Genomic DNA, 24211 nt, shown 5'->3' on the forward strand with positions numbered 1-24211 from the left:
CTCGATCAACCGGTCGGCGTCCGCTCGTTCGTCGTCCCGCTCACCAGTTCGTCGTAGAGCGTGACCAGTTCGTCGCCGACGGCGTCCAGCGTGAACCGCTCGGTCGTCGCGGCGGCGTTCTCGCCGATCCGGTCTCGCTCGCTCTCGTCCTCGCAGAGTTCGGTGATCGACTCGACGAACTCCCGGTCGGTCTCGCACTTGCGGCAGTCGTCGCCGTCGACCAGCCACTCGTAGGTCGGAATCGACCGGATCACCGGCGGCTTCCCGCAGTGCATCGCTTCGAGGAGCGCCATCCCCTCGTTCTCGTTCTTCGACGGCCAGAAGAACACGTCGCCGGCCGCGGGGGCGCCCCGCGGGTCCTCGATGTACCCCGTGAACCTGCAGTTGTCCGGCGAGTTCTCGACGAGTCTCCGCGTCTCGCGGGGTTGGAGGAATTTGTCGAGTCGCCCGCCGGTGGGGTTGAGATACCCGAACCAGGCGAAGTCGTACTCCGGGAGCTCGCGGGCCGCCTCGACGAACGTCTTCAATCCTTTGCGCTTGATCACGTGACCGAACATGAACACGACCGGCGGCTCCAGGTCGTAGCGGTCGAGGTACTCCCGGCGCAACTCGGGGTCGTCCCAGCCGGCGAAGCGGTCGCCGTCGAAGCCGTTCGAAATCACGGTCGAGGGCGTGTCGGTGTACTCCGCGATGACGCGTTGATTGTGCTCGGAGGGACAGACCAGGTGGTCGGCCTGGCTATAGGCGTACGCGAGGAAGGGTTTCAGGGGTCTCGCGAGCGCGTTCGAGAAGACGAAGCTGTCCCGGAAGTCCGCGGCGGTGTTGTGCGTGTGAAAGAGGACCGGGATCCCCGCGCGCCGGGCGCGCTTGGCGTAGTAGATCGAGCGCGGCCCGGCGTTGTTGAGGTGGAGGAGGTCGGCGTCGAGCGTCGACTCCGTGGTGAAGTCGATGCCGTGTCGGTCCATGACCGTCCGCTGGTTCTCGACGGACTGGGCGAACCCGCCGGTGACGACGCCCTCGCCCTCGAAGTAGTGGCTGACTCTCATAGCAGGTCGGCGACCCGGCCGCCCGCGTCGGTGAGGGCGTACCCGTCGTCGGTCTTCGCGACGAGTTCGCCGCGGAGCTTCTCCAGGTGGTAGTTGAACTGGCCGGAGTCGGTCACGCCCACCCGGGAGCGCAGGTCCGAGAAGCGCACCGCCTCGGCGTCGCTGTCGGCGAGCGCGGCGAGGATGCGGACGCGCGTCTCGTTGCTGAGTAGCGTGAACGTGTCCGTCACCGCCGCGGGGTCCGCGCGTTCGCCGAGGTGCTCGCCGACGGCCCGCGGCGCGTCCTCGTCCCCACTGGGTGCGTCGTCGCCGTCCGCGCGCTCACTCATCATCGAACAGCACCTCCGGGATCCCGACGTCCGAGACGACCGGCGCCCCGTCGTCGTCGCGACGCCAGGCGATGGCCGGGCCGACCTCGTAGGTCTCCTCGTCGCCGAACGACAGCGTCGCCGTCCCGCCGCGAGCGAGGTGTTCGTTGATCGACTGCCGGGTCTCGCGGTCGAAGCGGTTCATCCCGGACACCGACTTCCCTCCGCGGACGGCGACGACCTCGAAGTCGAGGCCGCCGCGACTCGTCTCCAGTCGGACCCGGAGCGGCACCCGGTAGCGCGGGTCGTCACCCGTCACCTCGTCGAACCGGAGGACTGCGTCCTCCGCGCGTTCGAGTTCGGTCACCTCGCGTTCGAGCCCCGCGTCCTCGACGGACTCCATCGAGGCGCGGAGCGACTCCCGCACCTGGTCGTGGACCTGCCCCTTGATCTCGTCGACCATCGCGCCGATGGAGTCGCCGGGGTCGAAGGAGTCGCCTTCGAACTCGACGCTCACGTCGTGGCCGCGTCGACCGCGGTGGTCGCCCTCCGGGCGGCGACCGCTCTCTCTGCCGGGACCTGCGCCCGGCGGGTGAGACTCCCCCTGGCGCTCCTCGGGCACCTCGCGCAATCCCCGATGGAGCACCTCCTCCCATGAGAGGTCGAGTTCCCGCTTGCGGGCCTTCATCCGCTCGAAGACCTCGTCGTCGTCGATGGTGATACGGACCTCGCGCGCCATACTGTGAGTGCTAGCGCAACGAGTACTTAAACTTTTCTTCGAAAACTCACATCGAACTCACATCGAGGGCGCGATCGACTCGCTATCGGGGAGAGATGTGAGTTTCTGAGGCGGGAGAACGGAGAGCGGGCTATGCGTGGAGCAGGTGGCCGGCCGCGGGAACGGCTTCGCACGGAGAAGGCCGTCTGCCGCGGGAGTGCGTCTCGCGTGGAGAAGGCCGTCGTTCGGGGAGGGCGCTACCTTACTGCTCGATGATGCTCTCTTCGATGGCTTCGCCGAAGTGGCGGGCCTTGTCGCCGTAGTAGACGAGCACCTCGTCGCCGGTGTCGAGGTCGGTGACGGCCTTGCGGCCGTCCGCGGTGGCGACCTTGATCGTCTCGGCGTTCTGGAGGAGCGTCTCGATGCGGTCGACGCCGTCGTCGGTCTCGACCTCCGCGCTGACGCGGAACATCGGTCGCTTCTCGATCTTGACGCGGCCGACGATGGCCTCGCGCGTGTGGCCCTCGGTGTCGACGACCTGCACCTCGTCGCCGCTGCGGAGTTCGGAGAGGTACTTCGTCCCGCCGTCGGGCGTGCGGACGTACGCGTGGACGGCGCCGGCGTTTACGCGGAACGGTCGCGAGGCGACGTACGGCGACTCGGCCGTCTCGGCGTGGACGAAGAACAGGCCGCGGCTCATCGAGCCGACGAGCATCCCCTCGTCGTGTTCCATGAGGTTGCCCGTGTCGATGCAGACGCGGTCGGCGGAGCCGGTCTGTTCGATCTGGGTGATCTCGGCGCTGGTCAGCTCCAGCTGTTCGCGCCCCATCTCGTCGCGGACCGCGACGGTCTCGCGGATCTCGTCGGGGTCGTCCGTGTCGAGCAGGACCGAGTCCGACCCGATCTCGAGGGTCTCGTAGGCGGTGCGGGCCTCCTCGGCCGTCGTGACGCCCGCGACGAGGTTCGTCTCGTCGCCGATGCGGGCGATGAGGTTCTCGAGGGGGATGATCTGCCAGTCCTCGCCGACGACGATGGTGTAGTCGGCGGCGGTCGCGACCTCCTCGGCGAACTCCTCGTAGCGCTCGTCGAAGATGCGGACGTAGCCCGCGCTCGCCTTGCCGTCCTGGCGGAGCACGGAGAGGTCCGCCGACCCCGAGAGGTCGCCGGGGATGTCCATCGAACCGTCCCCCTCGCCGTCCTTGCCGACGACGGCGATGTCCGGTTCGTCCTCCTCGTCGGCTTCGGCGTCCATGACGTGGACGTCGCCGTTCGTGAACGCAGCCACGTTGACGGCGCCCAGGTCGCGGACCTTCGCCACGTCGCTCTCGTCGACGAGGACCCAGTCGACGCCCGCCTCCAGGCCGGCGGTGATCCGCCGCTTGCGCGTCTCCCAGTCGCCGACCTCGTCGTCGGCCTTCAGCCACACTTGCCGTGTCATTGTACCCACGGTCGCCCCGGTCTGATTTGAACGTGGCGGAAGCGGCGCTATCAGTCACCGCCGGTTCGACACTCGAGTAGCTCCCCGTTTCGTGGGTCTGTGTCGTCGTCGGCAGTCCGCCGAACGACCCGCTCGTCGACGTAGTACGTCGCGCTCCACCAGTAGTCCCCGTGGAAGTTCGTCGCCTGCGCGGAGAGCTCTACACTCGTGCCGTCGACGTCGACGAACAGCGAGTCGCTCTCACCGGGGCCCGAGAGCCGGTCGAAGTCCCCGGAGAGCGACGCCAGCAGGTCGACGTACCGGTCGACTTCCTCGCCGGGCGGTTCGACGTGGTGTTCGGCCGCCCCGGTCTCGGCAGCCGACGTGAGCAGGTCGACGAGCGCGCCGTCGTCGACGTCGTCTATCGAGGCCACGTCGGCGTCCGCGGGCGGGTCCGCGGTGGTTGCCCCCAGCGACAGCGTCGGTCTGTAGACGCCGCCGCTGCCCGAGTACGAGAGCGTCCACCCGTCGCCGACTGCGGTCGGACTGTCGTTCACGCTCCCGCTCAGGTCGTAGGAGTCGAGTCGCGAGTCGGGTTCGTACTCGACGACGACCTCCCGGTAGTACGCGGCCTCGTAGGCCGCGACGAACGACTCGACCGCCGAGGCGTCGAGGTCGCTCGGCCACTCGACGTCGAGTCCCTGCGTCGTCGGGCAGGATTCAGGGAGCGCGGTGGGTTCGGCGGTCTCGGTGCCGTCGGCGGTCTCGGTGCCCTCGGAGTCGGTTCGGTCGGTGGTTCCGTCGTCCGAACCGATAGCGTCGGTGCCTGTCCCGGGTTCGTCGTCCGTCCCCGTCGGCTCGGAGCCGCTCAGACACCCCGCCAGCGAGGCCGTTCCCGAAGCGACGAGCCCGAGGAGCGTGCGTCGGTGCATACGAGTCGACACGCGACCCCACGGAAAGTGTCTCGTGGACGATCAAACGCCCGTTTGTGCCACGCGGACCAGTCCGTGGACTCGGTCGGCCGTCGAACCGCCGCTCGGGGGACCGTCTCTGCCTCCGCCCCCGCACTCGTCCGGCGTCCGATGAGCGCCTGCCACCCGACCATTTACTTGCGTGGGGCCCCGCGGATGTGTATAGTGCCGTCAGCAGAGTTCCAGCCGACAGAGACGGACAGCGACGGAGACCAGCCGCCCGTCCACTGCCCCGCGTGTCGGTCCGCGCTCCAGTCAGACGGGGGACAGACCACGTCGTTTCTCCTCCTGGACCGGCTGACGATTCCCGTTCTGGGCTGTGAGGACCACCTCTCGGAGTTCACCTCGGTCTGTGACCTGACCACGGAAGACACGGCGGACCTCCTCGGTCACCTCCCGGCCGGCGGGATCCAGTGTCCGGGGTGTCGCAACGCGCGCTACGACGCGGCCCACCCGATGGTGCCGGTCCACGACGGGGCCGTCGTCGTCGCCGCCTGCCCGGAGCACCAGTCGGCGATCCTCCAGCGGTTCCGGACGGGCCTCCAGACCCAGCAGCAACTGACTGCCGACCTCGGTGCGGCGGACTCTCCGCTGTGACCTCGCCGATACGTTCCCCGTTCTGCGCCGAAATTCTCAGACCGAGAACCGGTCGTAACCGCCGTCGATCGTGAGTATCTCGCCGGTCGTGAAGGAGGCGGCGTCGCTCGCGAGGTACAGCGCGGCGCCGCTGATCTCGTCGGGCGTCGCCACCCGATCCATCGGCGTCCGTTCGTCGACGCCCTCGCGGAACTCCGACCCGTCCTCCAGCTTCGGGCCGGCGAGCTCCGTCTTGACGAAGCCGGGAGCGATGGCGTTGACGCGGACGTCCGGGCCGAGGTCGGCGGCTGCCGCGCGGGTGAGACCGTTGAGACCGGCCTTGGCGGAGACGTAGCTCGGCCGGGCTTCGCGTGACTGTTCGGCCGACATCGAGGAGATGTTGATGATGCTCCCGCCGTCCATGGCGGCGCCGAACTCCCTGATCGCGCGGAAGGCGCCCGTGAGGAGCACGTCGATGTCCTGCGCCCACTCGTCTTCGCTCATCTCGGTGATCGGCGTCGTCGCGACCGACCCCTGCGAGGTGACGAGCACGTCCACGTCTCCGATGGCCGACTCGGTCGTCTCGCGGAGATTCTCGATGGACTCCGGGTCGCAGACGTTGCAGGTCACTTCGGCCGTCTCCGCGCCCAGATCGCGTAGTTCCGCGGCGGCGTCGGCGACCGAGTCCTCCGACCGGCTCGTGGCGACGACGTCCGCGCCGTTGCGGGCGAACGCGCGTGCGATCTCCAGCCCGATTCCGCTCGTGCCGCCGATGACCACCGCGTTCTTCCCGTCGACGCTGACGCCGTCTGTGTCGCTTGCCATGTCCCAACGACGCCGCGCTCGTCGGGATACGTTTTCGATTCGCGGCGCTCGTCGGTGGCTGTCGGGACGGCTTCGGGCCCGTCGAGAGTGAACGCAGTTGTTCGGCCCGGGGCTGGGCGGGGAGGGCGGTAGTTTGTGACACGCTGTCGGCACACTTTTCGCGACGCCGTCGGTGCCATCGGGTATGTCGATCACCATCGAGCGCTCGTTCGGTCCGGACGCCGCGGCCGACCTGCTCGATCTCTACGAGACGTTCGAGTGGTGGGCCGACCGCGAGGAGACGCCGCTCCGTCGCGCGCTCGCGGCCACGGACGAGGTGGTCGCGCTCCGCGACGAGGAGACCGACGACCTCGTCGCCGCGGCGCGAGTGCTGACCGACTACACCTACTACGCGATGGTGTTCGACGTGATCGTCCGCGAGGGGTACAGAAGCGAGGGCCTCGGCAGGGAACTGATGGCCGCGCTCGTGACGCACCCGCCCCTGTCGGGCGTCGACCTCTCGCTCCTCGCCCGGGAGGGACTACACCCGTTTTACGAGTCCTGTGGGTTCGAGCCGCTGGACACCGTCGCGCAACCGCACGGCTACCCCGATACGTTGCGGCCGATGGCGTACCGTCGGGACGGCTGACGCGCGTCTCTGAGCGCGCACCCCCAAACATCGCCGGTCAGTCTGCCGGAGAATTACCCCGAAATTGGGTGAGAGTTCTCCCCGACTCACGGGGAAGGCCCGGGGAAGTTATGTAAGAAATCGGAAAACTTGCTTTAGAGGGAGAGTCCACTGATAGGACGGAATCATGACCCGACCCACCGACGCAGACGGCCGAACTCGACGCAAATTCCTCGGAGCGACGGTTTCGCTGGCGGCACTCGGACTCGCTGGCTGTTCGAGCGACGACGGCGACGGCGGCGCTTCGACGGACGCGATGGCCACCGACACGCCGACGGCCACCCCGACCGACGCGATGGGCGGGACGACGGACACGCCGATGGCTACCGACACGCCGACCGACGAGCCAACCGACACGCCGACGGCCACCGACGCGATGGCCGCGCCGGACGTGCCCCTGCTCAACTACGCGCTGACGCTGGAGCACCTCGAGAACGCGTTCTACCGCGACGGCCTCGAACAGTTCAGCGACGACGAACTGACGAACGCCGACGCGCTCTCGAACTTCGGCGAGTCGGTCCGGAGGGAGGTCCCCGACTACCTCGCGACGGTGGGTGCCCACGAGGCGGCTCACGTCTCTGCGCTCTCGGACACCGTCGAGGCGCTCGGTGGGACGCCCGTCGGCGAAGGCGAGTACGACTTCGGGTACACCACCCCGACGGAGTTCCTCGCCGTCGCGCAAGCCCTGGAGAACACGGGCGTCGCCGCGTACGCCGGTGCTGCACCGCAGGTCGTCGACAACGACGTGCTCGCCGCGGCGGCGGGCATCCACAGCGTCGAGGCGCGCCACGCGAGCTTCCTCAACTTCGTCAACGGCGACAGCCCCTACCCCGCGGGCGTCGACGAGGCCAAGTCGATCGACGAGGTACTCGAGATCGCCGGTGGGTTCATCACGAGCGACGTCGATCCGAGCGTCTACGAGACGGGCGACGACCGCCCGACCCACGACCGCAAGGCCGAGAACGACACGACGGACGTGAACGTCCTCAACTACGCGCTGACGCTGGAACACCTCGAGAACGCGTTCTACCGGGACGGCCTCGCGGAGTTCAGCGACGAGCAGATCACGAACGCCGACGCGCTCGACCGCTTCGGCGACGACGTGCGGATGGCCGTGCCGGACCATCTCCGGACCGCTGGCGCCCACGAGGCGGCCCACGTCTCCGCACTCTCGGACACCGTCGAAGCGCTCGGCGGAACGCCCGTCGAGGAGGCCACCTACGACTTCGGCTATACGACCCCGACCGAGTTCCTCGGCGTGGCGAAGGCACTGGAGAACACGGGCGTCGCCGCCTACAAGGGCGCCGGGCCGACGGTCTCGAACGACGACGTGTTCGCGGCGGCTATCGGGATCCACAGCGTCGAGGCGCGCCACGCCGCCCTGCTCAACGAGATCAACGCGAGTTCGCCGTTCCCCGACGGCGTCGACGAACCCAAGACGATGGACGAGGTCGTCGAGGTCGCCGGTCAGTTCATCGTCGAGGAGTAGCGACGAGTTGCCCGTCCCCGTCCGCCGTCACCGCCGCCCGTCACCGGTCGTCCGACAGCGGGCCGATGCGCTTACGTGGGGGCCCCGTGTGGGTACTGGCCAATGGAGGCCGTCCTCTGGTACGTGCTGGCCGGAACGCGCGGCGGCGTCAACCGGGTGCGTATCCTCCGCGCGCTCGACGAACGGCCGCGCAATCCGAACCAGCTCGCCGAGGACATGAACCTCAACTACGACACGGTGCGCCACCACCTCGACGTCCTTACCGACAACGACGTTCTGGAGTCCAGCGGCGACGACTACGGCGCCGTCTACCTCCCGTCGGACACCGCCGAAGCCCACTGGGACACCGTCGAGAGCATCGTCGAGCAAGTCGACGGACCGGACGATTCATGACCCGACACACGAAACCGACCCACGACCGACACCCCCGAACCACCTACAGATGAGCACCCTGTTCACCATCGCGCGGATCGCCGTCGCCCTCAACGTCGCTCTACTGACCGTGCTCGGCGCGGTCTGGGCGCGCAACTACTGGACGCTCCGCTCGAAGCACACCCTCGGGATGCTCGTCTTCGCCGCTCTCCTGTTCGCCGAGAACGCCTTCGCCCTCTACTTCTACCTCTTCGACGAGGTCCTCTCGGCGTGGTTCAGCACCGCCGTCCCCGAGCCCGCCTGGCAGGCCATGCTCCTCTTCCACGTCCTCGAAACCCTCGCTATCGCCGTCCTCACCTGGGTCACCCTGGATTAGTTCGGAGCGTCTACTGGATTCGAGTGACCGCTCTCCGTGACAGTCGTCAGGACTCGAACGGCTCCCCGAACGTAACTGCGAACAGTGTGACCGCTCCCGACTCCTTTCGCTCCCACCCGTGTCGGCTCGTTCGGCGGTCTGTGCGGGTGGGACCGAAAGGAGCGACGCTGTTTTGCGGTAGATCCACTGACGAAGCGGCCCCGACTGACTCTTCCACGCCGAGCGGCGAAAACGATTTATCGACCGAGACGGATCTCTCACGTAATGACGCGGCACGTCGTGCCCGCGGCGACGATCATCATTGCCCCGTCAGGGGCATAGTACCAACTTTCTCGGGGCACGACGGTTCGTTCGAGTTCGACAGCGCCGCCCGTCTCGTCGGGCGCTGCGGTCGTGAGTTCCTCACGAGACCGATCTCGTCACGGGCCCGCTCGTGCCGTGAGTCCTGATCCGACAGCGGTGACTCACCGGCCAGCGGTCGGCCCGCGGTGAGTCGCCGCGTATCGTCCACCGAACGACGCGACGAGACACATCTGAGCGATGCCGGAACGATTACCAGACCACTACGATCCGAACGCAGTCGAACAGGCAGTCAAGGACTACTGGACGGACGCCGACGCCTTCCCGGGCGTCGACGCGCCCGAAGAGACCAGCCACGCATACGAGTACGCCAGACAGCGGGCCGAAGACGGCGACGGCGAGGGGTTCTACTTCCTCGACGGGCCGCCGTTCACGAGCGGGCGGATGCACGTCGGCAACGCGTGGGGGAAGATCCTCAAGGACGCGCTCCTGCGCTATCACCGGATGCAGGGCAGGGCGGTTCGGGCCCGCCCGGGCTACGACACGCACGGCCTGCCCGTGGAGGTGAACGTCGAGCGGGCCCACGAGTTCGAGAGCAAGCAGGCCGTCGAGGAGTACGGCGTCGACCGTTTCGTGGACGAGTGTCGCGAGTTCGTCGAGGACCAGCGCGCGGTCATGGACGAGGAGTTCCGCGATCTGGCGGTGTGGATGGACTGGGACGACGTGTACCAGACGATGGACCCGGAGTACGTCGACACCGTCTGGGACGCCTTCGCCGCGCTGTACGACCGCGGCCTCGTCGAACGGGGCGACCAGGTCGTCAACACCTGCCCGCGCTGTGAGACCGCCGTCTCAGATTCGCGACTGGCGTACGAGGACCGGACGGCCGACGCGGCGTACGTCGGTTTCCCGGTGGTCGATCGCGGCGGCGCGCTCGTCGCCTGGACGACGACGCCGTGGACCCTGGTCGGCAACCAGTTCGTCGCGGTCGACGCGGACGGCGAGTACGCGGCGGTCGAGGTGACGGGCAGCCCGGACTGCGAAGACGGCCCAGCTACCACGGACGGACCGCTCTACGTCGCCGCCGAGCGCGTCCCCGACGTGATGGCGGCACTGGGCGTCTCCGAAGGCGACTACGCCGTCCGCGAGACGCTCCCCGGAAGCGAACTCGTGGGACTGACCTACGAACACCCGCTCGCGGACCGACTGCCGGACCATCCGACACTGCAGGGTGAAGTCGCCCACGCCGACTACGTCGAGACAGGAGGCGACGGAACCGGACTGGTTCACAGCGCACCGGGGTTCGGTCACGAGGACTTCGAGCGTGCGCGGGAACTGGACCTGCCGACCTACTCACCGGTGGACCTCACCGGCCGGTTCACCGACGAGGCGGGGCCGTTCGCGGGCCTGCGCGTCCACGGCGAGGGCCGAGCGGCCGTCCTCGACGCGCTCGGCGAGACCGGAGCGCTCCTCGCCACGGAACAGTTCACCCACGAGTACCCGCAGTGTCCACGGTGTGACACCGACGTGGTCATGCGGGCGGCCGAGCAGTGGCTCGTCCGGGTGACGGGGCTGAAAGACGACCTCCTCGACGCGGTGGAGGAGACGACGTGGTACCCGGCCGAGGCCCGCGACGGCCGCTTCCGCAACACCGTCGAGAACGCGCCCGACTGGAACGTCTCCCGCCAGCGCTACTGGGGGAGTCCCCTGCCCGTCTGGCACTGCGACGACTGCGACCGGGACGTTGTCGTCTCCTCGCGGGCGGACCTCGCCGAACGCGCCGGTCTCGACGACGTCCCCGACGACCCCCATCGGCCCGTGGTCGACGAGGTGACCGTCGCCTGTCCCGACTGCGGCGGCGAGGCGACGCGCGTCGCGGACGTGCTCGACGTGTGGTTCGACTCGGCGGTGGCGTCGTGGGCGAGTCTCCGCGAGTGCCCGAGCGAGAACCCGCGCCCCGACGACTGGCCCGCCGACCTCGTGGTCGAGGGCAACGACCAGACGCGGGGCTGGTTCCTAATGCAACTGTATCTGGGCGTGGCGTTCGCCGGCCGCGCCCCCTACGAGGAGGTCCTGATGCACGGCTGGGCGCTGCTGGACGGCGAACCCATGTCGAAGTCGCGCGGACACGTCCTGCGGCCGCCGGAGGTCGCCGAGGCTCACGGTCGAGACGCGCTCCGGGCGCACCTGCTCGGCCACGAACAGCAGGGTCAGGACGTGTCGGTGACCTCCGACATGGCCGGTGTGGAGACGACCCGCGAACGCTTCGACGTGGTCTGGAACGTCGCGCGCTTCGCGGGGATGTTCATGGCCGAGGACGACTACACTCCCACGCTGACCCTCGAATCCGACTCCGACGACCGGACCGTCCTCGACGAGTGGGTCCTCGCACGCCTGCGGGAGGTGGTCGAAACCGCTACCGTGGCCTTCGAGGACCGCGAGCCGAACGTCGCGCTGGACGCCGCGCTCGATTTCCTCGTCGACGACGTGTCCCGGTACTACGTCCAGACGGTCCGGGACAGGGTGTGGACGCCCGACGCGACGGCGGACAAACGGGCCGCGTACGACGCACTCGGGACGGTCCTCGGGGTCTGCGTCCGCCTGCTCGCCCCCTTCACCCCGTACCTCGCCGAGCGGCTCTACCGCGCGCTCGACGGCCCCGCCGACGCGAGCGAACCGACGGTCCACGCGACGGACTGGCCCGAACCAGACGCGTTCGGACTGCCAGAGCGCCCGGCCCTCGTCGAGTCCGTCGAGGCGCTCCGGGCGGTGGAGAGCGCCGTCGCTCGCGCCCGACAGGAGATGGGTCGCAAACACCGCTGGCCGGTGACGACGGCGGTGGTCGAGACGACCGACGAGTCCGTGGCGACTGCCGTCGAAACCCATCGAGCGCTCCTCGCCGAGCGGTGCAACGTCGAGTCGGTCGAGCTGACGGAGCGGTACCCGGCCCGCGAGCGCGTCGTCGTGCCGGAGATGGACGCGCTGGGGCCGGCGTTCCGCGACGACGCGGCGGCGGTCGCGGACGCGGTGGCGGGTCGGTCCGCCGAGGAGCTACCGGTGACGGTCACCGTCGACGGCACCGAGGTCTCGGTCACGGCCGAGCAGGTCTCGGTGGTCGAACGGGTCCCCGACAGCGTGGTCCGGGTCCCGTTCGAGGGCGGGACGGTGTACGTCGACGAGTCGTTGCCCGAACGGCTCCGTCGACGGGGGCTCGCCCGCGACGTGACGCGGCGTGCCCAGGAGATGCGCGGAGAACTGGGGCTCGACGTCGATCAGCAGGTGCGACTGGCCGTCGTCGCGGAGGACGAACCGCTGGTCGAGGCCGTCACCGCCCACGCCGACGAACTCCGGGCGGCAGTCCGCGTCGCCGACCTCACTGTCGCGTCCGAGTCGACCGAACTCGACGGGGGGTCCGAACTGACCCGGAAGTGGACGGTCGATGGGGTCGCCGTGACCCTCGCGATGGAACCAACCGCTGTCTCGGGAGAGTCCGAGGAACCGCCGCACCGCGAAAGGATGGGATAGGATGGGACGTCCGCCGCGAACGGGGACGGGAGCGTGTGACCGTGCCGCGCCCACGGCAGTATCGAGTCGCGCGTCGTCGGTGATAAAGGGCCGTCAGACTTCGGGCTGACAACCGGCAGACGGAGGGGTGATCTCCAGACGAAACCGCCCACCCGCGGGCCGACTGCGCCCCGATCGCGGCCAGCCACTCGCCCACAGGTACCGGGCCGTCGAACCGCCCGAGTCCGACGAAGTTTATGTGATTATATACCTATTATTCTATCAAGGGCCTTCCTGTATAATATTTCAGCATCTATAGCCCGAATTACTGGAAGAGTCCGAATTATTTTTATCACATGTACACGGTCGTCCAAACATGGGATCCGACGTGAACCCGTTCGAAAGCTTACAGGAACAGGTAGACGAAGCCGCGGAGTACCTCGACGTGGACGAGGGCATGCTGGAGCGGCTGAAAAACCCCGAGCGGATTCTGGAGACGAACCTCTCGGTCGAGATGGACGACGGGTCCGTCGAGGTGTTCCGCGCGTACCGTTCGCAGTTCAACGGCGACCGCGGGCCGTACAAGGGCGGTATCCGCTATCACCCGCAGGTGTCCCGCGACGAGGTCAAGGCCCTCTCCGGGTGGATGGCATACAAGACGGCGACGGTCGGCATCCCGCTGGGTGGCGGGAAGGGCGGCATCGTCATCGACCCCGACGACTACTCCGAGGACGAACTCGAGCGCATCACGCGCGCCTTCGCGAAGGAACTGACGCCGCTCATCGGCGAGGACCGCGACGTGCCGGCGCCGGACGTCAACACCGGCCAGCGCGAGATGAACTGGATCAAGGACACCTACGAGACCCTCGAGAACACGACCGAGCCGGGCGTCATCACCGGTAAGGACCTCTCTAGCGGCGGCAGCGAGGGCCGCGTCGAGGCGACCGGTCGCTCGACGGTCATCGCCGCCCGCGAGGCGTTCGACTACCTCGACAAAGAGGTCGAGGGCGCCACCGTCGCCGTCCAGGGCTACGGGAACGCCGGCTGGATCTCCGCGAAGCTCATCGACGAGATGGGCGCCGACGTCGTCGCCGTCTCCGACTCCAGCGGCGGTATCTACAACGAGGACGGTCTCGACCCCGTCGCCGCCAAGGACCACAAGCGCGAGACCGGCAGCGTCGTCGACTACCACGAGGCCGAGGAGTCGGTCACCAACGACGAGCTCCTCCAGCTCGACGTGGACCTGCTGATCCCGGCCGCGCTCGAGAACGCCATCACCGAGGAGATCGCCGAGGGCGTCCAGGCCGACGTGATCTCCGAGGCCGCCAACGGCCCGATCACGCCCAAGGGCGACGACGTCCTCGAGGACAAGGACGTCATCATCGTGCCGGACATCCTCGCCAACGCCGGCGGCGTGACGGTCTCGTACTTCGAGTGGGTGCAGAACCGCCAGCGCTTCTACTGGGACGAGGAGACCGTCAACGAGCGCCTCGAGGACATCACCGTCGAGGAGTTCTGGAACCTCGTCGAGGCCTACGAGGAGCACGACCTCCCGAGCCTGCGCGTCGGCGCCTACGTCGTCGCGATCCAGCGCGTCCTCGACGCCGCCGAGCAGGCCGGCACCTGGCCCTGAACGGAGACCGAGCCCGCTTCGAACCGGTCCCGATCGACACGCCCGCTTTTCTTCGCGGTTCGCTGCTCCTCCAAAGTTACTTCTGTAATTTCCCGACCTTCTATACACCTTATATGGATACTAAGATTTATATCGGAGTGGGCCGCGTCATCGTGTAGCATGGAAGACACACTCGTGGGGAGTCTGATGTCGTCGCCGGTGAGAACGGTCACGCCCGACACGGACGTCCAGACGGCCGCACAGCCGATGATCGACCACGGTATCAGTTCGGTCGTCGTCGTCGACGACGACAACAGGCTCGAGGGCATCCTCACGTCGACGGACTACGTCCGGATCGCCGCAGACGGCGTGGACGTGACGGCGACGAGCGCGGCGGAGTACATGGCCACGGACCTCGTCTCGACGTCGGTCGACGAACCGGTCCACGAAGTGGCCGAGACGATGATGCGACGGGGCGTTCACCACGTCCCGGTCGCCGACGAGGTCGAAGGCGTCGTCGGGATGATCACCACGAAGGACTTCGCCGCGTACCTCTCGGAAGCGCGTGCGCTGAGCCCGCCCCGTCCGACCGACGCGACCTCCGACTGACCGCGACGAGCACGGGCTTCGCATCGTCGAGAACCCCACAGTCGAGCGCCGGTTCTGAGCCCTCTATGTAACGATTAAGTGGGTCAATCGAAGGAAATTAATACACCTAAGATTGGGTATAATCCCCATATAGTCTATCAGGCCAAGCGTTTTATCGGGGTGTCCGGAAGCTACGAGGCACATGAGTGCGTTCTCTCGCGACGACGAGGACCGTCGGCTGGCAGATTCGGCCGACGAGCGGTCTAACTGCGGCGTCGGGGTCGTAATGGACCTCGACGGCGACGGTGGGCACTGGGTCCTCTCCGACGGACTGGAACTGCTGGAGAATCTCGAACACCGCGGCACGACGGGCGCCGAGGAGTCGACCGGCGACGGCGCCGGCGTCATGATCCAGACGCCCCACGACTTCTTCGCAGACGAGGTCGACGCCGACCTCACACCCGGCGAGTACGCCGTCGGGTCGCTCTTTCTCCCGAAGGACGACGCGGCTGCCCGGGACGAACTGAAAGACGTCGTCGAGGCGCAGTTCGCCGAGGAAGGACTGGACGTGGTCGCCTGGCGGACCGTCCCGACCAACAACGCGAATCTCGGGCAGACGGCGCTCGACTCCGAGCCGGAGATGGTCCAGGTGTTCGTCGAGTCGGCCGACGGGCTGACCGGCGACGCGTTCGACCGACGGCTGTACGTCGGCCGTCGCGTCCTCGAAAATCACGTCGACGAGACCGAACCCGCGGGCCACGAGCGCTTCTACGTCGTCTCGCTGGCCACCGACACGGTCGTCTACAAGGGACTGCTCAAAGGCGAGCAGGTCGCCGACTACTACCCCGACCTGACCGACGAGCGCGTCGACACCACCTTCGCGATGGTCCACGCTCGCTTCTCGACGAACACGCTCGGCGCGTGGCACCTGGCGCATCCCTACCGCGGCATCATCCACAACGGCGAGTTCAACACCATCCAGGGCAACATCAACTGGATGCGCGCGCGGGAGACTGACCTCGAATCGGACGCGTTCGAGGACGGCGAGGCGCGACAGACCTCGGGGGCGGGCGGCGAGCCGTCGAACACGGACAAACTCAAGCCGATCATCGACGACCCCGAGCAGTCCGACACGGCGAGTGTCGACAACGCGCTGGAACTGCTGATGCTGGAAGGGCGCGACCTCCCCCACGCGCTCCGAATGCTGATCCCCGAGGCGTGGCGCGGCGAGGCCAACGACGTGAGCGGCCAGCGCCGCGACTGGTACGACTACCACGCCTCGCTCGTCGAACCGTGGGACGGCCCCGCGCTGGTCGCGGCGACCGACGGCGACCGCGTCGGCGCCGTCCTCGACCGCAACGGCCTGCGACCCTGCCGATACGACGTGCTCACCGACAACACGCTCGTCATGGCGAGCGAGGCGGGCGCGCTCGACACCGACCCCGCCGACATCGAGGAGCGCGGGCGCCTCCAGCCCGGACAGCTGTTCCTCGCCGACCCCGAGGAGGGGCGAGTCATCCCCGACGACGAAGTCTTCGAGGGGCTCACCGACGAGACGTACGGCGAGTGGGTCGACCAGGAACAGGTCGAACTGGCGGACGTCGTCGCCGAACCGGACAACCTCCCCCAGCACGACTTCGACCAGTTGCGTGCCCACCAGGCCCAGTACGGCTACACGTACGACGAGGTCGACCACCTCATCGAGCCGATGGCCGAGAAGGGGAAAGACCCCGTCGGGTCGATGGGCGACGACACGCCCCTGAGCGTGCTCTCGCAGTTCAACCGGCCGCTGTTCACCTACTTCAAGCAGCTGTTCGCGCAGGTGACCAACCCGCCGCTGGACTACATCCGCGAGGAACTGGTCACCTCGCTGGAATCGCGACTGGGCTACCAGCGGAACCTGCTCGACGAGACCCCCGAGCACGCCCGCCAGCTGGTCGTCGACTCGCCGATCCTCACCGACCAGCAGACCGCCGCGATCCGCGACCTCGACGCGAACGGCATGTCCTCGACGGTCGTGGACATCAGCTACGACCCCGACGAGGCCGACCTGCGCGAGGCCGTCGAGAGCGCCCGTGACGAGGCCTCCGCGGCCGCGTCGGAACACGACGTCATCGTCCTCTCCGACCGCGCGGCCGGCGAGGACCGGATCGCGATCCCGAGCCTGCTCGCGGTCGGCGGCATCCACCATCACCTCGTCCGCAACGGTCTGCGCAACCACGTTGGCCTCGTCGTCGAATCGGGCGACCCCCGCACCGTCCACCACGTGGCGACGCTGGTCGGCTACGGCGCGGGCGCGGTCAACCCCTACCTCGCCTACCAGACCATCGAGGACCTGGTCGCCGGTCCCGACGGCGCGGAACTCTCCCGGGCCATCGACGCCTACGTCAACGCGCTGGAGGACGGCCTCCTGAAGACGATGGCCAAGATGGGTATCTCGACCGTCGAGAGCTACCAGGGCGCCCAGATCTTCGAGGCCGTCGGGCTCTCCTCGGACTTCGTCGACGAGTACTTCGAGGGGACCGCCAACCGGACCGAGGGTATCGGGCTCGAGGAGATCGAGGAGGACCTGCTCGACCGCCACGAGGTCGCCTGGGGCGACGACCCCGACCTCGAACGGCAGGGCGAGTTCGAGAACCGTTCGGGCGGGATCCACCACCAGTGGAACCCCTCCACCGTGGGGACGATCCAGCAGGCCGTCCGCACGGGTGACTACGAGCGCTACAAGGAGTTCGCCGCCGAGATCAACGACCAGAACGAACAGCTCCAGACCCTGCGCGGGCTGCTGGAGTTCGACTCGGACCGCGACCCGGTCCCGATCGAGGAGGTCGAACCGGTCGAGGATATCGTCACGCGCTTCGAGACGGCCGCGATGAGCCTGGGGAGCCTCTCCCCGGAGATGCACGAGAACAACGCCATCGCGATGAACCGGCTGGGTGCCCACGCCAACACCGGCGAAGGCGGCGAACCGCCGGAACGGTTCGACACCGAGAAGAACTGCAAGACCAAGCAGGTCGCCTCCGGCCGCTTCGGCGTCACCAGCGACTACCTCTCCTCGGCCGACGAACTCCAGATCAAGATGGCTCAGGGCTCCAAGCCCGGTGAGGGCGGCCACCTGCCCGGCAAGAAGGTCAACGAGATGATCGCCCAGATCCGCTACGCGACGCCGGGCGTCGGCCTCATCTCGCCGCCGCCGCTCCACGACATCTACTCCATCGAGGACCTCAAACAGCTGATCCACGACCTGAAGGCCTCGAACCCAGACGCGGACGTGAACGTCAAACTCGTCGCCGAGGACGGCATCGGCACCATCGCGGCCGGCGTCGCGAAGGCCAACGCGGACAAGGTCCACATCTCGGGCCACGACGGCGGGACCGGCGCGTCGCCGAAGACGAGCATCAAGAACGCGGGGCTCCCGTGGGAACTCGGCCTCGCGGAGGCCAACCAGATGCTCCGCGCGACGGGCCTGCGCTCGCGTATCGAGGTCACCACCGACGGCGGGATGAAGACCGGCCGCGACGTGGCCGTCGCCACCCTGCTCGGCGCCGAGGGGTACGCCTTCGGCACCGCGTCGATGGTCACCTCCGGCTGCGTGATGGCCCGGCAGTGCCACGAGAACACCTGCCCGGTCGGCGTCGCGACGCAGAACGAGAAGCTCCGCGACCGCTTCCCGGGCGAGCCCCAGCACGTCATCAACTACATGACCTTCGTCGCGCAGGAACTGCGCGAGATCATGGCCGAACTGGGCTTCACCAGCGTCGACGAGATGGTCGGCCGCCCGGACGTGCTCGCCCAGCGGACCGACGTGAGCCAGCCGAAGGCGAAGAAGGTGAACCTCGCCGGCGTCATCGCCGAGCCCGCCGGCGACGACGACCGCTACAAGACCCGCGAGCAGACCCACGACGTGGCAGACGCGCTCGACTGGGACCTGATCGAAGACGCCGAACCCGCCCTCGAATCCGGCGACCCGGTCGCTATCTCGACCGAGGTGGACAACGTCGACCGCGCGGTCGGCGCGACGCTCTCGAACGCGGTGTCCTCCCGCTACGGCGGCGACGGTCTCCCGGACGACACCATCGACTGTCGCCTGGAGGGGACCGCAGGCCAGTCCTTCGGCGCGTTCCTCCAGGGAGGGATCACGATGGACCTGGTCGGCACCGCCAACGACTACGTCGGGAAGGGACTCTCCGGCGGCAAACTCCTGGTTCGGACGCCCGAGAACGCCAACTACGCGGCCGCGGACAACGTCGTCATCGGCAACGTCGCGCTGTACGGAGCGACCCAGGGCGAGGCCTACGTCAACGGCGTCGCCGGCGAGCGCTTCGCCGTCCGCAACTCCGGCGTGAAGGGTGTCGTCGAGGGCGTCGGCGACCACGGCTGTGAGTACATGACCGGCGGCGCTATCGCCGTGCTGGGCGAGACGGGGAAGAACTTCGCGGCCGGGATGTCAGGCGGCGTCGCCTACGTGTACGACCCCGACGGCCAGTTCGCGCGGAAGGCCAACACGGGGATGGTGACCATCGACCCGACGCTCGACGAACTCGACCGCGATCTGCTCACCCGACTCGTCGAGAACCACGTCGAGTACACGGACTCCGACCGCGCGGCCGAACTGCTCTCCGACTGGGACGCCGAGCTGTCGAACTTCACGAAGGTGATGCCCGACGCCTACGCCGAGATCGTCGAGGAAGACGCGAGCGCGGACGTGCGGACCGAACTGCCCGACCCCGCCGCACCGTCCTCCGAGACCGGCGCCGCGACCCACGGCCAGGCCGACGACTGACGGCTCACGGACGCGTCGGTAGCTCCGCCCTCCCGACGACCTGCCGACGTCGAAACCGCGAGCGGTGTGGCGAATTCTCTCTCGACTTTCCCCGGAGCGGAAGGCATATAGCCGAGCAGAATCTGTAGACGTGACAATGAGTCGAGCGGACCGGAGACGGGACCAGCCCCGGGCGATGATCCACCGACGGATCCTCGACGTCGCCGCGTCCGAGCCGGATGCGTCGATGGAAGCCGTCGCCGACGAGGTCAGTGGCGCGTCCCCCGCGCTCGTCGAGCGCGTCCTCGACGAGTACGGCGACCCCGCCAGCGAGACCGACAGTTCCGTCCAGACCGATCAACCTATGAACGCCACGAACGCGGACGAATCCGACACGGAATCCGTGACCGACACCGACGACGGATCGACAGCGCCGAACGATTCGGACGGCGAACTGGCCGACGTCTCGCTCTCCAAGAAACAGCGCCGGACTCTCCGGGCGCTGTACGAGCGCCCCGACGCGTCGCAGGGCGACCTCGCCGAGGAGCTCGACGTGACGCGCGCGACCGTGAGCCGCCGCCTCAACGCGATCCCCGGCTTCGAGTGGTCCGACCGCCGCGCCTTCGCCGAGTCCGTCTTCGGCGGGGAAAGCCAGTCCACGGTCGAACCGGAGGCGACGGAGACCACGGAGGACACCGAGACGGAACCGGACGAGCCCGACACGAAGGCCCCCGAAGCCGTCCGCACCGGAACCCCGAACGCCGGCGTCGGCGAGGCGCTCGCGGACGTCGAGGAACGGCTCGCGACGATCGAGTCCCGGCTGGCGGCCGGGGCCGCCGAGTCGGGTGCACCGCTCCCGCCGGAACTCGCTCACAAGGTCGCGCACGCCTGTATGGAGTCGGACCGGCTGAGCGAGGACGAGGAGCTCGCGGTGCTGAAGGCGCTCATGCGGGACTGACGGCGCTCGTGCGGGACTGACGGGCGCGCTCGCCTCGAACGAGTCCGGGAGTGGACCGCTCCGACCGTCTCCGCAACGAATAAGTCGCTCGCTGGATCTTCTCCGTACATGACTCACGCCGCGCTCGGGGTATCGCGTGCCGCCGAGCCGAGCGTGTCCGCCGATTCTCCGAAACGCAAGCGGTCGTAACCGGCTCCCGGCGAGGGTGGCGTCCTCGTCGCGGGTCGACCCCCGGCCGCTCGGCGCAGTTCACCTCCGACCGATCCCGCGCAAGCTATCAGCGACGACCGCGAACCCAGACCAATGACAACGTTCCAGTTCCGCGGCGTGTACCCCGCGATGTGCACGCCGTTCGCCGACGAGGGGAGCATCGACTTCGAAACACTCCGACGCGACGCCCAGCGGCTCGAAGCCGCGGGCGTCGACGGGCTCGTCCCCTGTGGCTCGACCGGCGAGTCGGCCACGATGACCCACGACGAACACATCGAGGTCGTCGAGGCGGTCATCGACGCCGTCGACGACGTGCCTGTCATCGCCGGCTCCGGCTCGAACAACACCCGCGAGGCGCTCTCGCTCTCCCGGCGCTCGGCCGAGGCCGGCGCCGACGCCCTCCTCCTCATCTCGCCGTACTACAACAAGCCCGAACAGCGCGGCTTCGTCGAGCACTACGAGCGGATCGCCGACGAGGTCGACCTGCCCCAGATCGTCTACAACGTCCCCTCGCGAACCGGCCAGAACATCGAACCCGAGACGGTCGAGACGCTCGCCCAGCATCCGAACATCCAGGGCTACAAGGCCGCCAGCGGTGACATGGGTCAGATCAGCGAGATCATCGAACGGACGCGCGACACGGACCTCGACGTGCTCTCGGGCGACGACGGGATGACGGTCCCGATGCTCTCGGTCGGCGCGACGGGTGCGATCAGCGTCGCCGCCAACGTCGAACCCGAGCGGACGTGTGCGATGGTCGGCGCGGCGCTCGCCGAGGACTTCGAACGCGCGCGCACCATCCACCACCGACTCGGGCCGCTGTTCCGCGAACTCTTCGTCGAGACGAACCCGATCCCGGTCAAGGAAGCGATGCAGATCCGCGGCTACGGTCCGGCGCGGATGCGCTCGCCGCTGACCCGCCTGTCCGAGGAGTACCGCGACGACCTCGAAGCGGTGCTCGACGACCTCGAAGCGGAGACCTTCGACTACGAGGACGAGTACGCGGAGATCGAGCGATGACGACGAGGGTCGCTGTCAACGGCGCCGCCGGTCGAATGGGTCGGACGGTGATCGAGACGGCCGCCGAGCGCGACGACGTCGAGGTCGTCGTCGGGTTCCACGCGAGCGACGCCGGCGAGATCGGGGGCGTCCCGGTCGTCGGCGCCGAGGACGTTCCCGAGGCCCTCGACGAGTACGACCCCGACGTGGTCGTCGACTTCTCGCTGCCCGACGCGGCGCTGGGCATCGTCGACGCCTGCGTCGAGGCGGACGTCGGCCTCGTCGTCGGCACCACCGGCTTCGACGACGACGGCTTCGACGCGCTGGAAGCCGCGAGCGACGAGATTCCCGTCCTCAAGGCCACCAACTTCTCCCGGGGGATCCAGGTGCTCCTCCGCACGATTACGGAGGCCGTCGGCGCGCTCGACGGGTACGACCTCGAGCTAATGGAGACGCACCACAACGACAAGGTCGACGCGCCCTCGGGGACGGCCAACACCATCCTCGAAACGGTACAGGACGAACGCGACGTGGAACCCGTCTACGGTCGGGAGGGGCACGCCCCGAGAGAGGAGGACGAGATCGGCGTGTTCGCCCGTCGTGCGGGCGACATCCGCGGCGAACACGAGCTCGTCCTCGCCGGGAACGACGAGGTGGTGTCGCTCTCCCACCGCGCCGAGGACCGCGCGGTCTTCGCCGCCGGTGCGCTCGACGCCGCCGCGTGGCTCGCGGAGCAGGGCGACGGCTGGCACGAGTTCGACGAAGTGATCGACGCGGACTGACCGCGCCGGTCGCATTCCAGACCACGAGTGCTATTACGCCGGAGCGAAAATCGGGGAACAATGAGTCTGCAAGCCGATATCGAGGACCTCTGGGCGAGAAAACAGGATGGCCTGACGGCCGCCGACACGACCGACGACCACCTGGCGACGCTCGAGGAGTTCCTCGCCGCGCTCGAAGCCGGCGAGGTCCGCGCCGCCGAGAAGCAGGGCGACGAGTGGGAAGCCAACGAGTGGGTCAAGCAGGGCATCCTCCTCAACTTCGGTCTGCGCGAGACGCAGGCCCGCGAGTACGGCGACGTGACTTACCACGACGTGCTCCCCCTGCGCGAGACGGGCGACCTCGCCGACCGCGGGACGCGAAACACGCCCGACGGAACCGTCATCCGGCGCGGTGCCTACGTGGGAAGCGACGCCATCCTCATGTCGCCGGCGTTCGTCAACATCGGCGCCCAGGTCGGCGACGGGACGCTCGTCGACTCCTGTGACACGGTCGGTTCCTGCGCGCAGATCGGTGACGACGTGAAACTCGGCGCGAACACGCTCATCGGCGGCGTGCTCGAACCGGTCGAGGACGCGCCGGTCATCGTCGAGGACGGCGTGTCGCTCGGCGCCGGCTGTCGCGTCACCAGCGGGTTCGTCGTCGGCGAGAACTCCGTCGTCGGCGAGAACACGCTCCTGACGCCGCGCATCCCGGTCTACGACCTCGTCGAGGAGGAAGTGCTGTACGGACACCTCCCACCCGAGCGCCGCGCGTTCACCCGCTTCGTCGAGTCCTCCGTGTCGGACCACGACCTCATCGACGGCGGCGCGTACAAACCCGCCGTCGTCGCCACGAGCGTCGAGGAAGAGACGCTCGAAGCGACCGAACGCGAGGACGCGCTGCGAGAGTGAGCGGATAGAGTCTTGACAGTCGTCCTCTGCGGCGTCGGCGCGGACACCGGCAACGTCAGGCCAGTCCCGGCGGTCGACGCCGCCGGGCGATTCGAGTACGTCCCGATCCCGGAGAAGGGCGCGACGGCCGAGCCGGCGACCTACGGGACGCTCGACCAGCGTTCGGGAGGTGGGACGCTCGCCGACCTGCTCGACGGGATCCGCCCCGGGAGCGACGGCGACTGGATCGCCGACCCGGCGGCCGTCCGCGAGCGGTGCGTCCACCGCGACCCGAACTTCGAGGCGCTCACCTACGGCGAGCACCGGCCGGGATACGTCGCGAAGCTCCGCGACCTCGAACCGGGCGACGTGGTCGCGTTCTACGGCGGCTTCCCCGGCCCGGAATCGACGTACAAACACCGGTACCTCTTCGGGTACTTCACCGTCCGGGAACCGCCGACCGTCGTCGAACCCGGGATGGACCACGAGGCGAAGCGGGCGGCGCTGGCGTCCCATCCCGACAACGCTCACGCGAAGCGGTTCGCCGCGCACGGGGACCTGTACTACCACGACCCGGCGTTCACGGATCGACCGCATCCGGTCGCGATCGTCTCCGGTCGTGAACCCGGGGGACTGCTGGATCGGGCGATACGGCTCAGCGACGCCCGTCGCGGCCCCAACTACTACATGAGCGAGGCGGTCGCGGACGCGCTTGGACCCGAGTCCGACGGCGGGCACGGCGCTCACCTGGGCGGGTTCAAGCCCGCCGTCCGGTGTGACGCGACCGCCGAGTCGTTCTACGAGTTCGTCCGCCGCGAATCTCCGGTCTGAGCGCCCTCGCGGTGGGCCGATCGAACAGTT

General features: G+C 68.4%; 20 protein-coding genes. 14 read left to right on the forward strand and 6 right to left on the reverse strand.

Translation table 11 applies throughout. The features are described 5' to 3' along the window. Nucleotides 1–5: 5 nt before the first annotated feature. The 5 genes from D1409_RS19915 to D1409_RS19935 form a co-directional block, all read right to left on the reverse strand. On the reverse strand, nt 6–1046 hold the full coding sequence (locus D1409_RS19915; protein WP_123538751.1) for a glycosyltransferase family 4 protein: 1041 nt from the start codon (nt 1044–1046) through the stop codon (nt 6–8). Then, nucleotides 1043–1375, reverse strand: coding sequence for a winged helix-turn-helix domain-containing protein (locus D1409_RS19920; RefSeq protein ID WP_123538752.1), 333 nt, complete (start codon nt 1373–1375; stop codon nt 1043–1045). Before D1409_RS19920 ends, D1409_RS19915 begins: the two co-directional genes overlap by 4 nt. Beyond that, nucleotides 1368–2093 carry a hypothetical protein gene (locus D1409_RS19925; RefSeq protein ID WP_123538753.1) on the reverse strand — a complete coding sequence of 242 codons (726 nt, stop codon included), beginning with the start codon at nt 2091–2093 and terminating at the stop codon, nt 1368–1370. Before D1409_RS19925 ends, D1409_RS19920 begins: the two co-directional genes overlap by 8 nt. A 241-nt stretch (nt 2094–2334) precedes the next feature. Beyond that, nucleotides 2335–3510: a 3-dehydroquinate synthase II gene (locus D1409_RS19930; protein WP_123538754.1), complete on the reverse strand. Its 1176-nt coding sequence runs from the start codon at nt 3508–3510 to the stop codon at nt 2335–2337. A 50-nt stretch (nt 3511–3560) separates the two neighbouring features. Then, on the reverse strand, nt 3561–4421 hold the full coding sequence (locus D1409_RS19935) for a hypothetical protein (RefSeq protein ID WP_123538755.1): 861 nt from the start codon (nt 4419–4421) through the stop codon (nt 3561–3563). Between the two features lie 204 nt (nt 4422–4625). On the opposite strand from D1409_RS19935, the gene D1409_RS19940 reads away from it, so the two are divergent. Further along, complete coding sequence (locus D1409_RS19940) at nt 4626–5057, forward strand: hypothetical protein (RefSeq protein WP_123538756.1); 432 nt, start codon at nt 4626–4628, stop codon at nt 5055–5057. Between the two features lie 36 nt (nt 5058–5093). Here D1409_RS19940 and D1409_RS19945 read toward each other — a convergent pair whose 3' ends face one another. Continuing rightward, nucleotides 5094–5861, reverse strand: coding sequence for an SDR family NAD(P)-dependent oxidoreductase (locus D1409_RS19945; RefSeq protein ID WP_123538757.1), 768 nt, complete (start codon nt 5859–5861; stop codon nt 5094–5096). A gap of 184 nt (nt 5862–6045) precedes the next feature. Between D1409_RS19945 and D1409_RS19950 the strand changes: the two genes are divergently transcribed. The 13 genes from D1409_RS19950 (at nt 6046) to D1409_RS20010 (ending at nt 24181) form a co-directional block, all read left to right on the forward strand. Next, nucleotides 6046–6489: a GNAT family N-acetyltransferase gene (locus D1409_RS19950; RefSeq protein ID WP_123538758.1), complete on the forward strand. Its 444-nt coding sequence runs from the start codon at nt 6046–6048 to the stop codon at nt 6487–6489. Between the two features lie 166 nt (nt 6490–6655). Continuing rightward, nucleotides 6656–8017, forward strand: coding sequence for a ferritin-like domain-containing protein (locus tag D1409_RS19955; RefSeq protein WP_123538759.1), 1362 nt, complete (start codon nt 6656–6658; stop codon nt 8015–8017). 102 nt (nt 8018–8119) lie between these two features. Continuing rightward, nucleotides 8120–8410: a winged helix-turn-helix domain-containing protein gene (locus tag D1409_RS19960; protein WP_123538760.1), complete on the forward strand. Its 291-nt coding sequence runs from the start codon at nt 8120–8122 to the stop codon at nt 8408–8410. A 49-nt stretch (nt 8411–8459) separates the two neighbouring features. Then, entirely contained in the window at nt 8460–8765 is a 306-nt protein-coding gene (locus D1409_RS19965; protein ID WP_123538761.1) for a hypothetical protein, read from the forward strand. A 540-nt stretch (nt 8766–9305) separates the two neighbouring features. Next, complete coding sequence (gene ileS, locus D1409_RS19970) at nt 9306–12590, forward strand: isoleucine--tRNA ligase (RefSeq protein ID WP_123538762.1); 3285 nt, start codon at nt 9306–9308, stop codon at nt 12588–12590. 355 nt (nt 12591–12945) lie between these two features. Then, nucleotides 12946–14202, forward strand: coding sequence for a Glu/Leu/Phe/Val family dehydrogenase (locus tag D1409_RS19975; RefSeq protein WP_123538763.1), 1257 nt, complete (start codon nt 12946–12948; stop codon nt 14200–14202). Between the two features lie 159 nt (nt 14203–14361). Beyond that, nucleotides 14362–14790 (forward strand): CBS domain-containing protein, encoded by a 429-nt coding sequence (locus D1409_RS19980; RefSeq protein WP_123538764.1) that lies wholly within the window; start codon nt 14362–14364, stop codon nt 14788–14790. Nucleotides 14791–14971: 181 nt separating this feature from the next. Continuing rightward, nucleotides 14972–19552, forward strand: coding sequence for a glutamate synthase large subunit (gene gltB, locus D1409_RS19985; RefSeq protein WP_123538765.1), 4581 nt, complete (start codon nt 14972–14974; stop codon nt 19550–19552). Between the two features lie 136 nt (nt 19553–19688). After that, on the forward strand, nt 19689–20489 hold the full coding sequence (locus tag D1409_RS19990; RefSeq protein ID WP_123538766.1) for a MarR family winged helix-turn-helix transcriptional regulator: 801 nt from the start codon (nt 19689–19691) through the stop codon (nt 20487–20489). Nucleotides 20490–20792: 303 nt separating this feature from the next. After that, nucleotides 20793–21719, forward strand: coding sequence for a 4-hydroxy-tetrahydrodipicolinate synthase (gene dapA / locus D1409_RS19995; RefSeq protein WP_123538767.1), 927 nt, complete (start codon nt 20793–20795; stop codon nt 21717–21719). Further along, a complete protein-coding gene (gene dapB / locus D1409_RS20000) occupies nt 21716–22480 on the forward strand; it encodes a 4-hydroxy-tetrahydrodipicolinate reductase (protein WP_123538768.1) in 765 nt (254 codons plus the stop codon). The genes dapA and dapB overlap by 4 nt, the downstream gene beginning before the upstream one ends. 60 nt (nt 22481–22540) lie before the next feature. Continuing rightward, a complete protein-coding gene (locus D1409_RS20005) occupies nt 22541–23371 on the forward strand; it encodes a 2,3,4,5-tetrahydropyridine-2,6-dicarboxylate N-succinyltransferase (protein ID WP_123538769.1) in 831 nt (276 codons plus the stop codon). Between the two features lie 12 nt (nt 23372–23383). Further along, on the forward strand, nt 23384–24181 hold the full coding sequence (locus D1409_RS20010) for an Nmad3 family putative nucleotide modification protein (RefSeq protein WP_123538770.1): 798 nt from the start codon (nt 23384–23386) through the stop codon (nt 24179–24181). The last annotated feature ends 30 nt before the right edge of the window (nt 24182–24211 follow it).

It is taken from the genome of Halosimplex salinum, assembly GCF_003730195.1.
GTDB lineage: Archaea > Halobacteriota > Halobacteria > Halobacteriales > Haloarculaceae > Halosimplex > Halosimplex salinum.

What these genes read in the sequence shown, in the direction of transcription:
- D1409_RS19915 (WP_123538751.1), bottom strand. Translation starts at nt 1,046, where the DNA reads ATGAGAGTCAGCCACTACTTCGAGGGCGAGGGCGTCGTCACCGGCGGG.
- D1409_RS19920 (WP_123538752.1), bottom strand. Translation starts at nt 1,375, where the DNA reads ATGAGTGAGCGCGCGGACGGCGACGACGCACCCAGTGGGGACGAGGAC.
- D1409_RS19925 (WP_123538753.1), bottom strand. Translation starts at nt 2,093, where the DNA reads ATGGCGCGCGAGGTCCGTATCACCATCGACGACGACGAGGTCTTCGAG.
- D1409_RS19930 (WP_123538754.1), bottom strand. Translation starts at nt 3,510, where the DNA reads ATGACACGGCAAGTGTGGCTGAAGGCCGACGACGAGGTCGGCGACTGG.
- D1409_RS19935 (WP_123538755.1), bottom strand. Translation starts at nt 4,421, where the DNA reads ATGCACCGACGCACGCTCCTCGGGCTCGTCGCTTCGGGAACGGCCTCG.
- D1409_RS19945 (WP_123538757.1), bottom strand. Translation starts at nt 5,861, where the DNA reads ATGGCAAGCGACACAGACGGCGTCAGCGTCGACGGGAAGAACGCGGTG.
- D1409_RS19950 (WP_123538758.1), top strand. Translation starts at nt 6,046, where the DNA reads ATGTCGATCACCATCGAGCGCTCGTTCGGTCCGGACGCCGCGGCCGAC.
- D1409_RS19955 (WP_123538759.1), top strand. Translation starts at nt 6,656, where the DNA reads ATGACCCGACCCACCGACGCAGACGGCCGAACTCGACGCAAATTCCTC.
- D1409_RS19960 (WP_123538760.1), top strand. Translation starts at nt 8,120, where the DNA reads ATGGAGGCCGTCCTCTGGTACGTGCTGGCCGGAACGCGCGGCGGCGTC.
- D1409_RS19965 (WP_123538761.1), top strand. Translation starts at nt 8,460, where the DNA reads ATGAGCACCCTGTTCACCATCGCGCGGATCGCCGTCGCCCTCAACGTC.
- ileS (WP_123538762.1), top strand. Translation starts at nt 9,306, where the DNA reads ATGCCGGAACGATTACCAGACCACTACGATCCGAACGCAGTCGAACAG.
- D1409_RS19975 (WP_123538763.1), top strand. Translation starts at nt 12,946, where the DNA reads ATGGGATCCGACGTGAACCCGTTCGAAAGCTTACAGGAACAGGTAGAC.
- D1409_RS19980 (WP_123538764.1), top strand. Translation starts at nt 14,362, where the DNA reads ATGGAAGACACACTCGTGGGGAGTCTGATGTCGTCGCCGGTGAGAACG.
- gltB (WP_123538765.1), top strand. Translation starts at nt 14,972, where the DNA reads ATGAGTGCGTTCTCTCGCGACGACGAGGACCGTCGGCTGGCAGATTCG.
- D1409_RS19990 (WP_123538766.1), top strand. Translation starts at nt 19,689, where the DNA reads ATGAGTCGAGCGGACCGGAGACGGGACCAGCCCCGGGCGATGATCCAC.
- dapA (WP_123538767.1), top strand. Translation starts at nt 20,793, where the DNA reads ATGACAACGTTCCAGTTCCGCGGCGTGTACCCCGCGATGTGCACGCCG.
- dapB (WP_123538768.1), top strand. Translation starts at nt 21,716, where the DNA reads ATGACGACGAGGGTCGCTGTCAACGGCGCCGCCGGTCGAATGGGTCGG.
- D1409_RS20005 (WP_123538769.1), top strand. Translation starts at nt 22,541, where the DNA reads ATGAGTCTGCAAGCCGATATCGAGGACCTCTGGGCGAGAAAACAGGAT.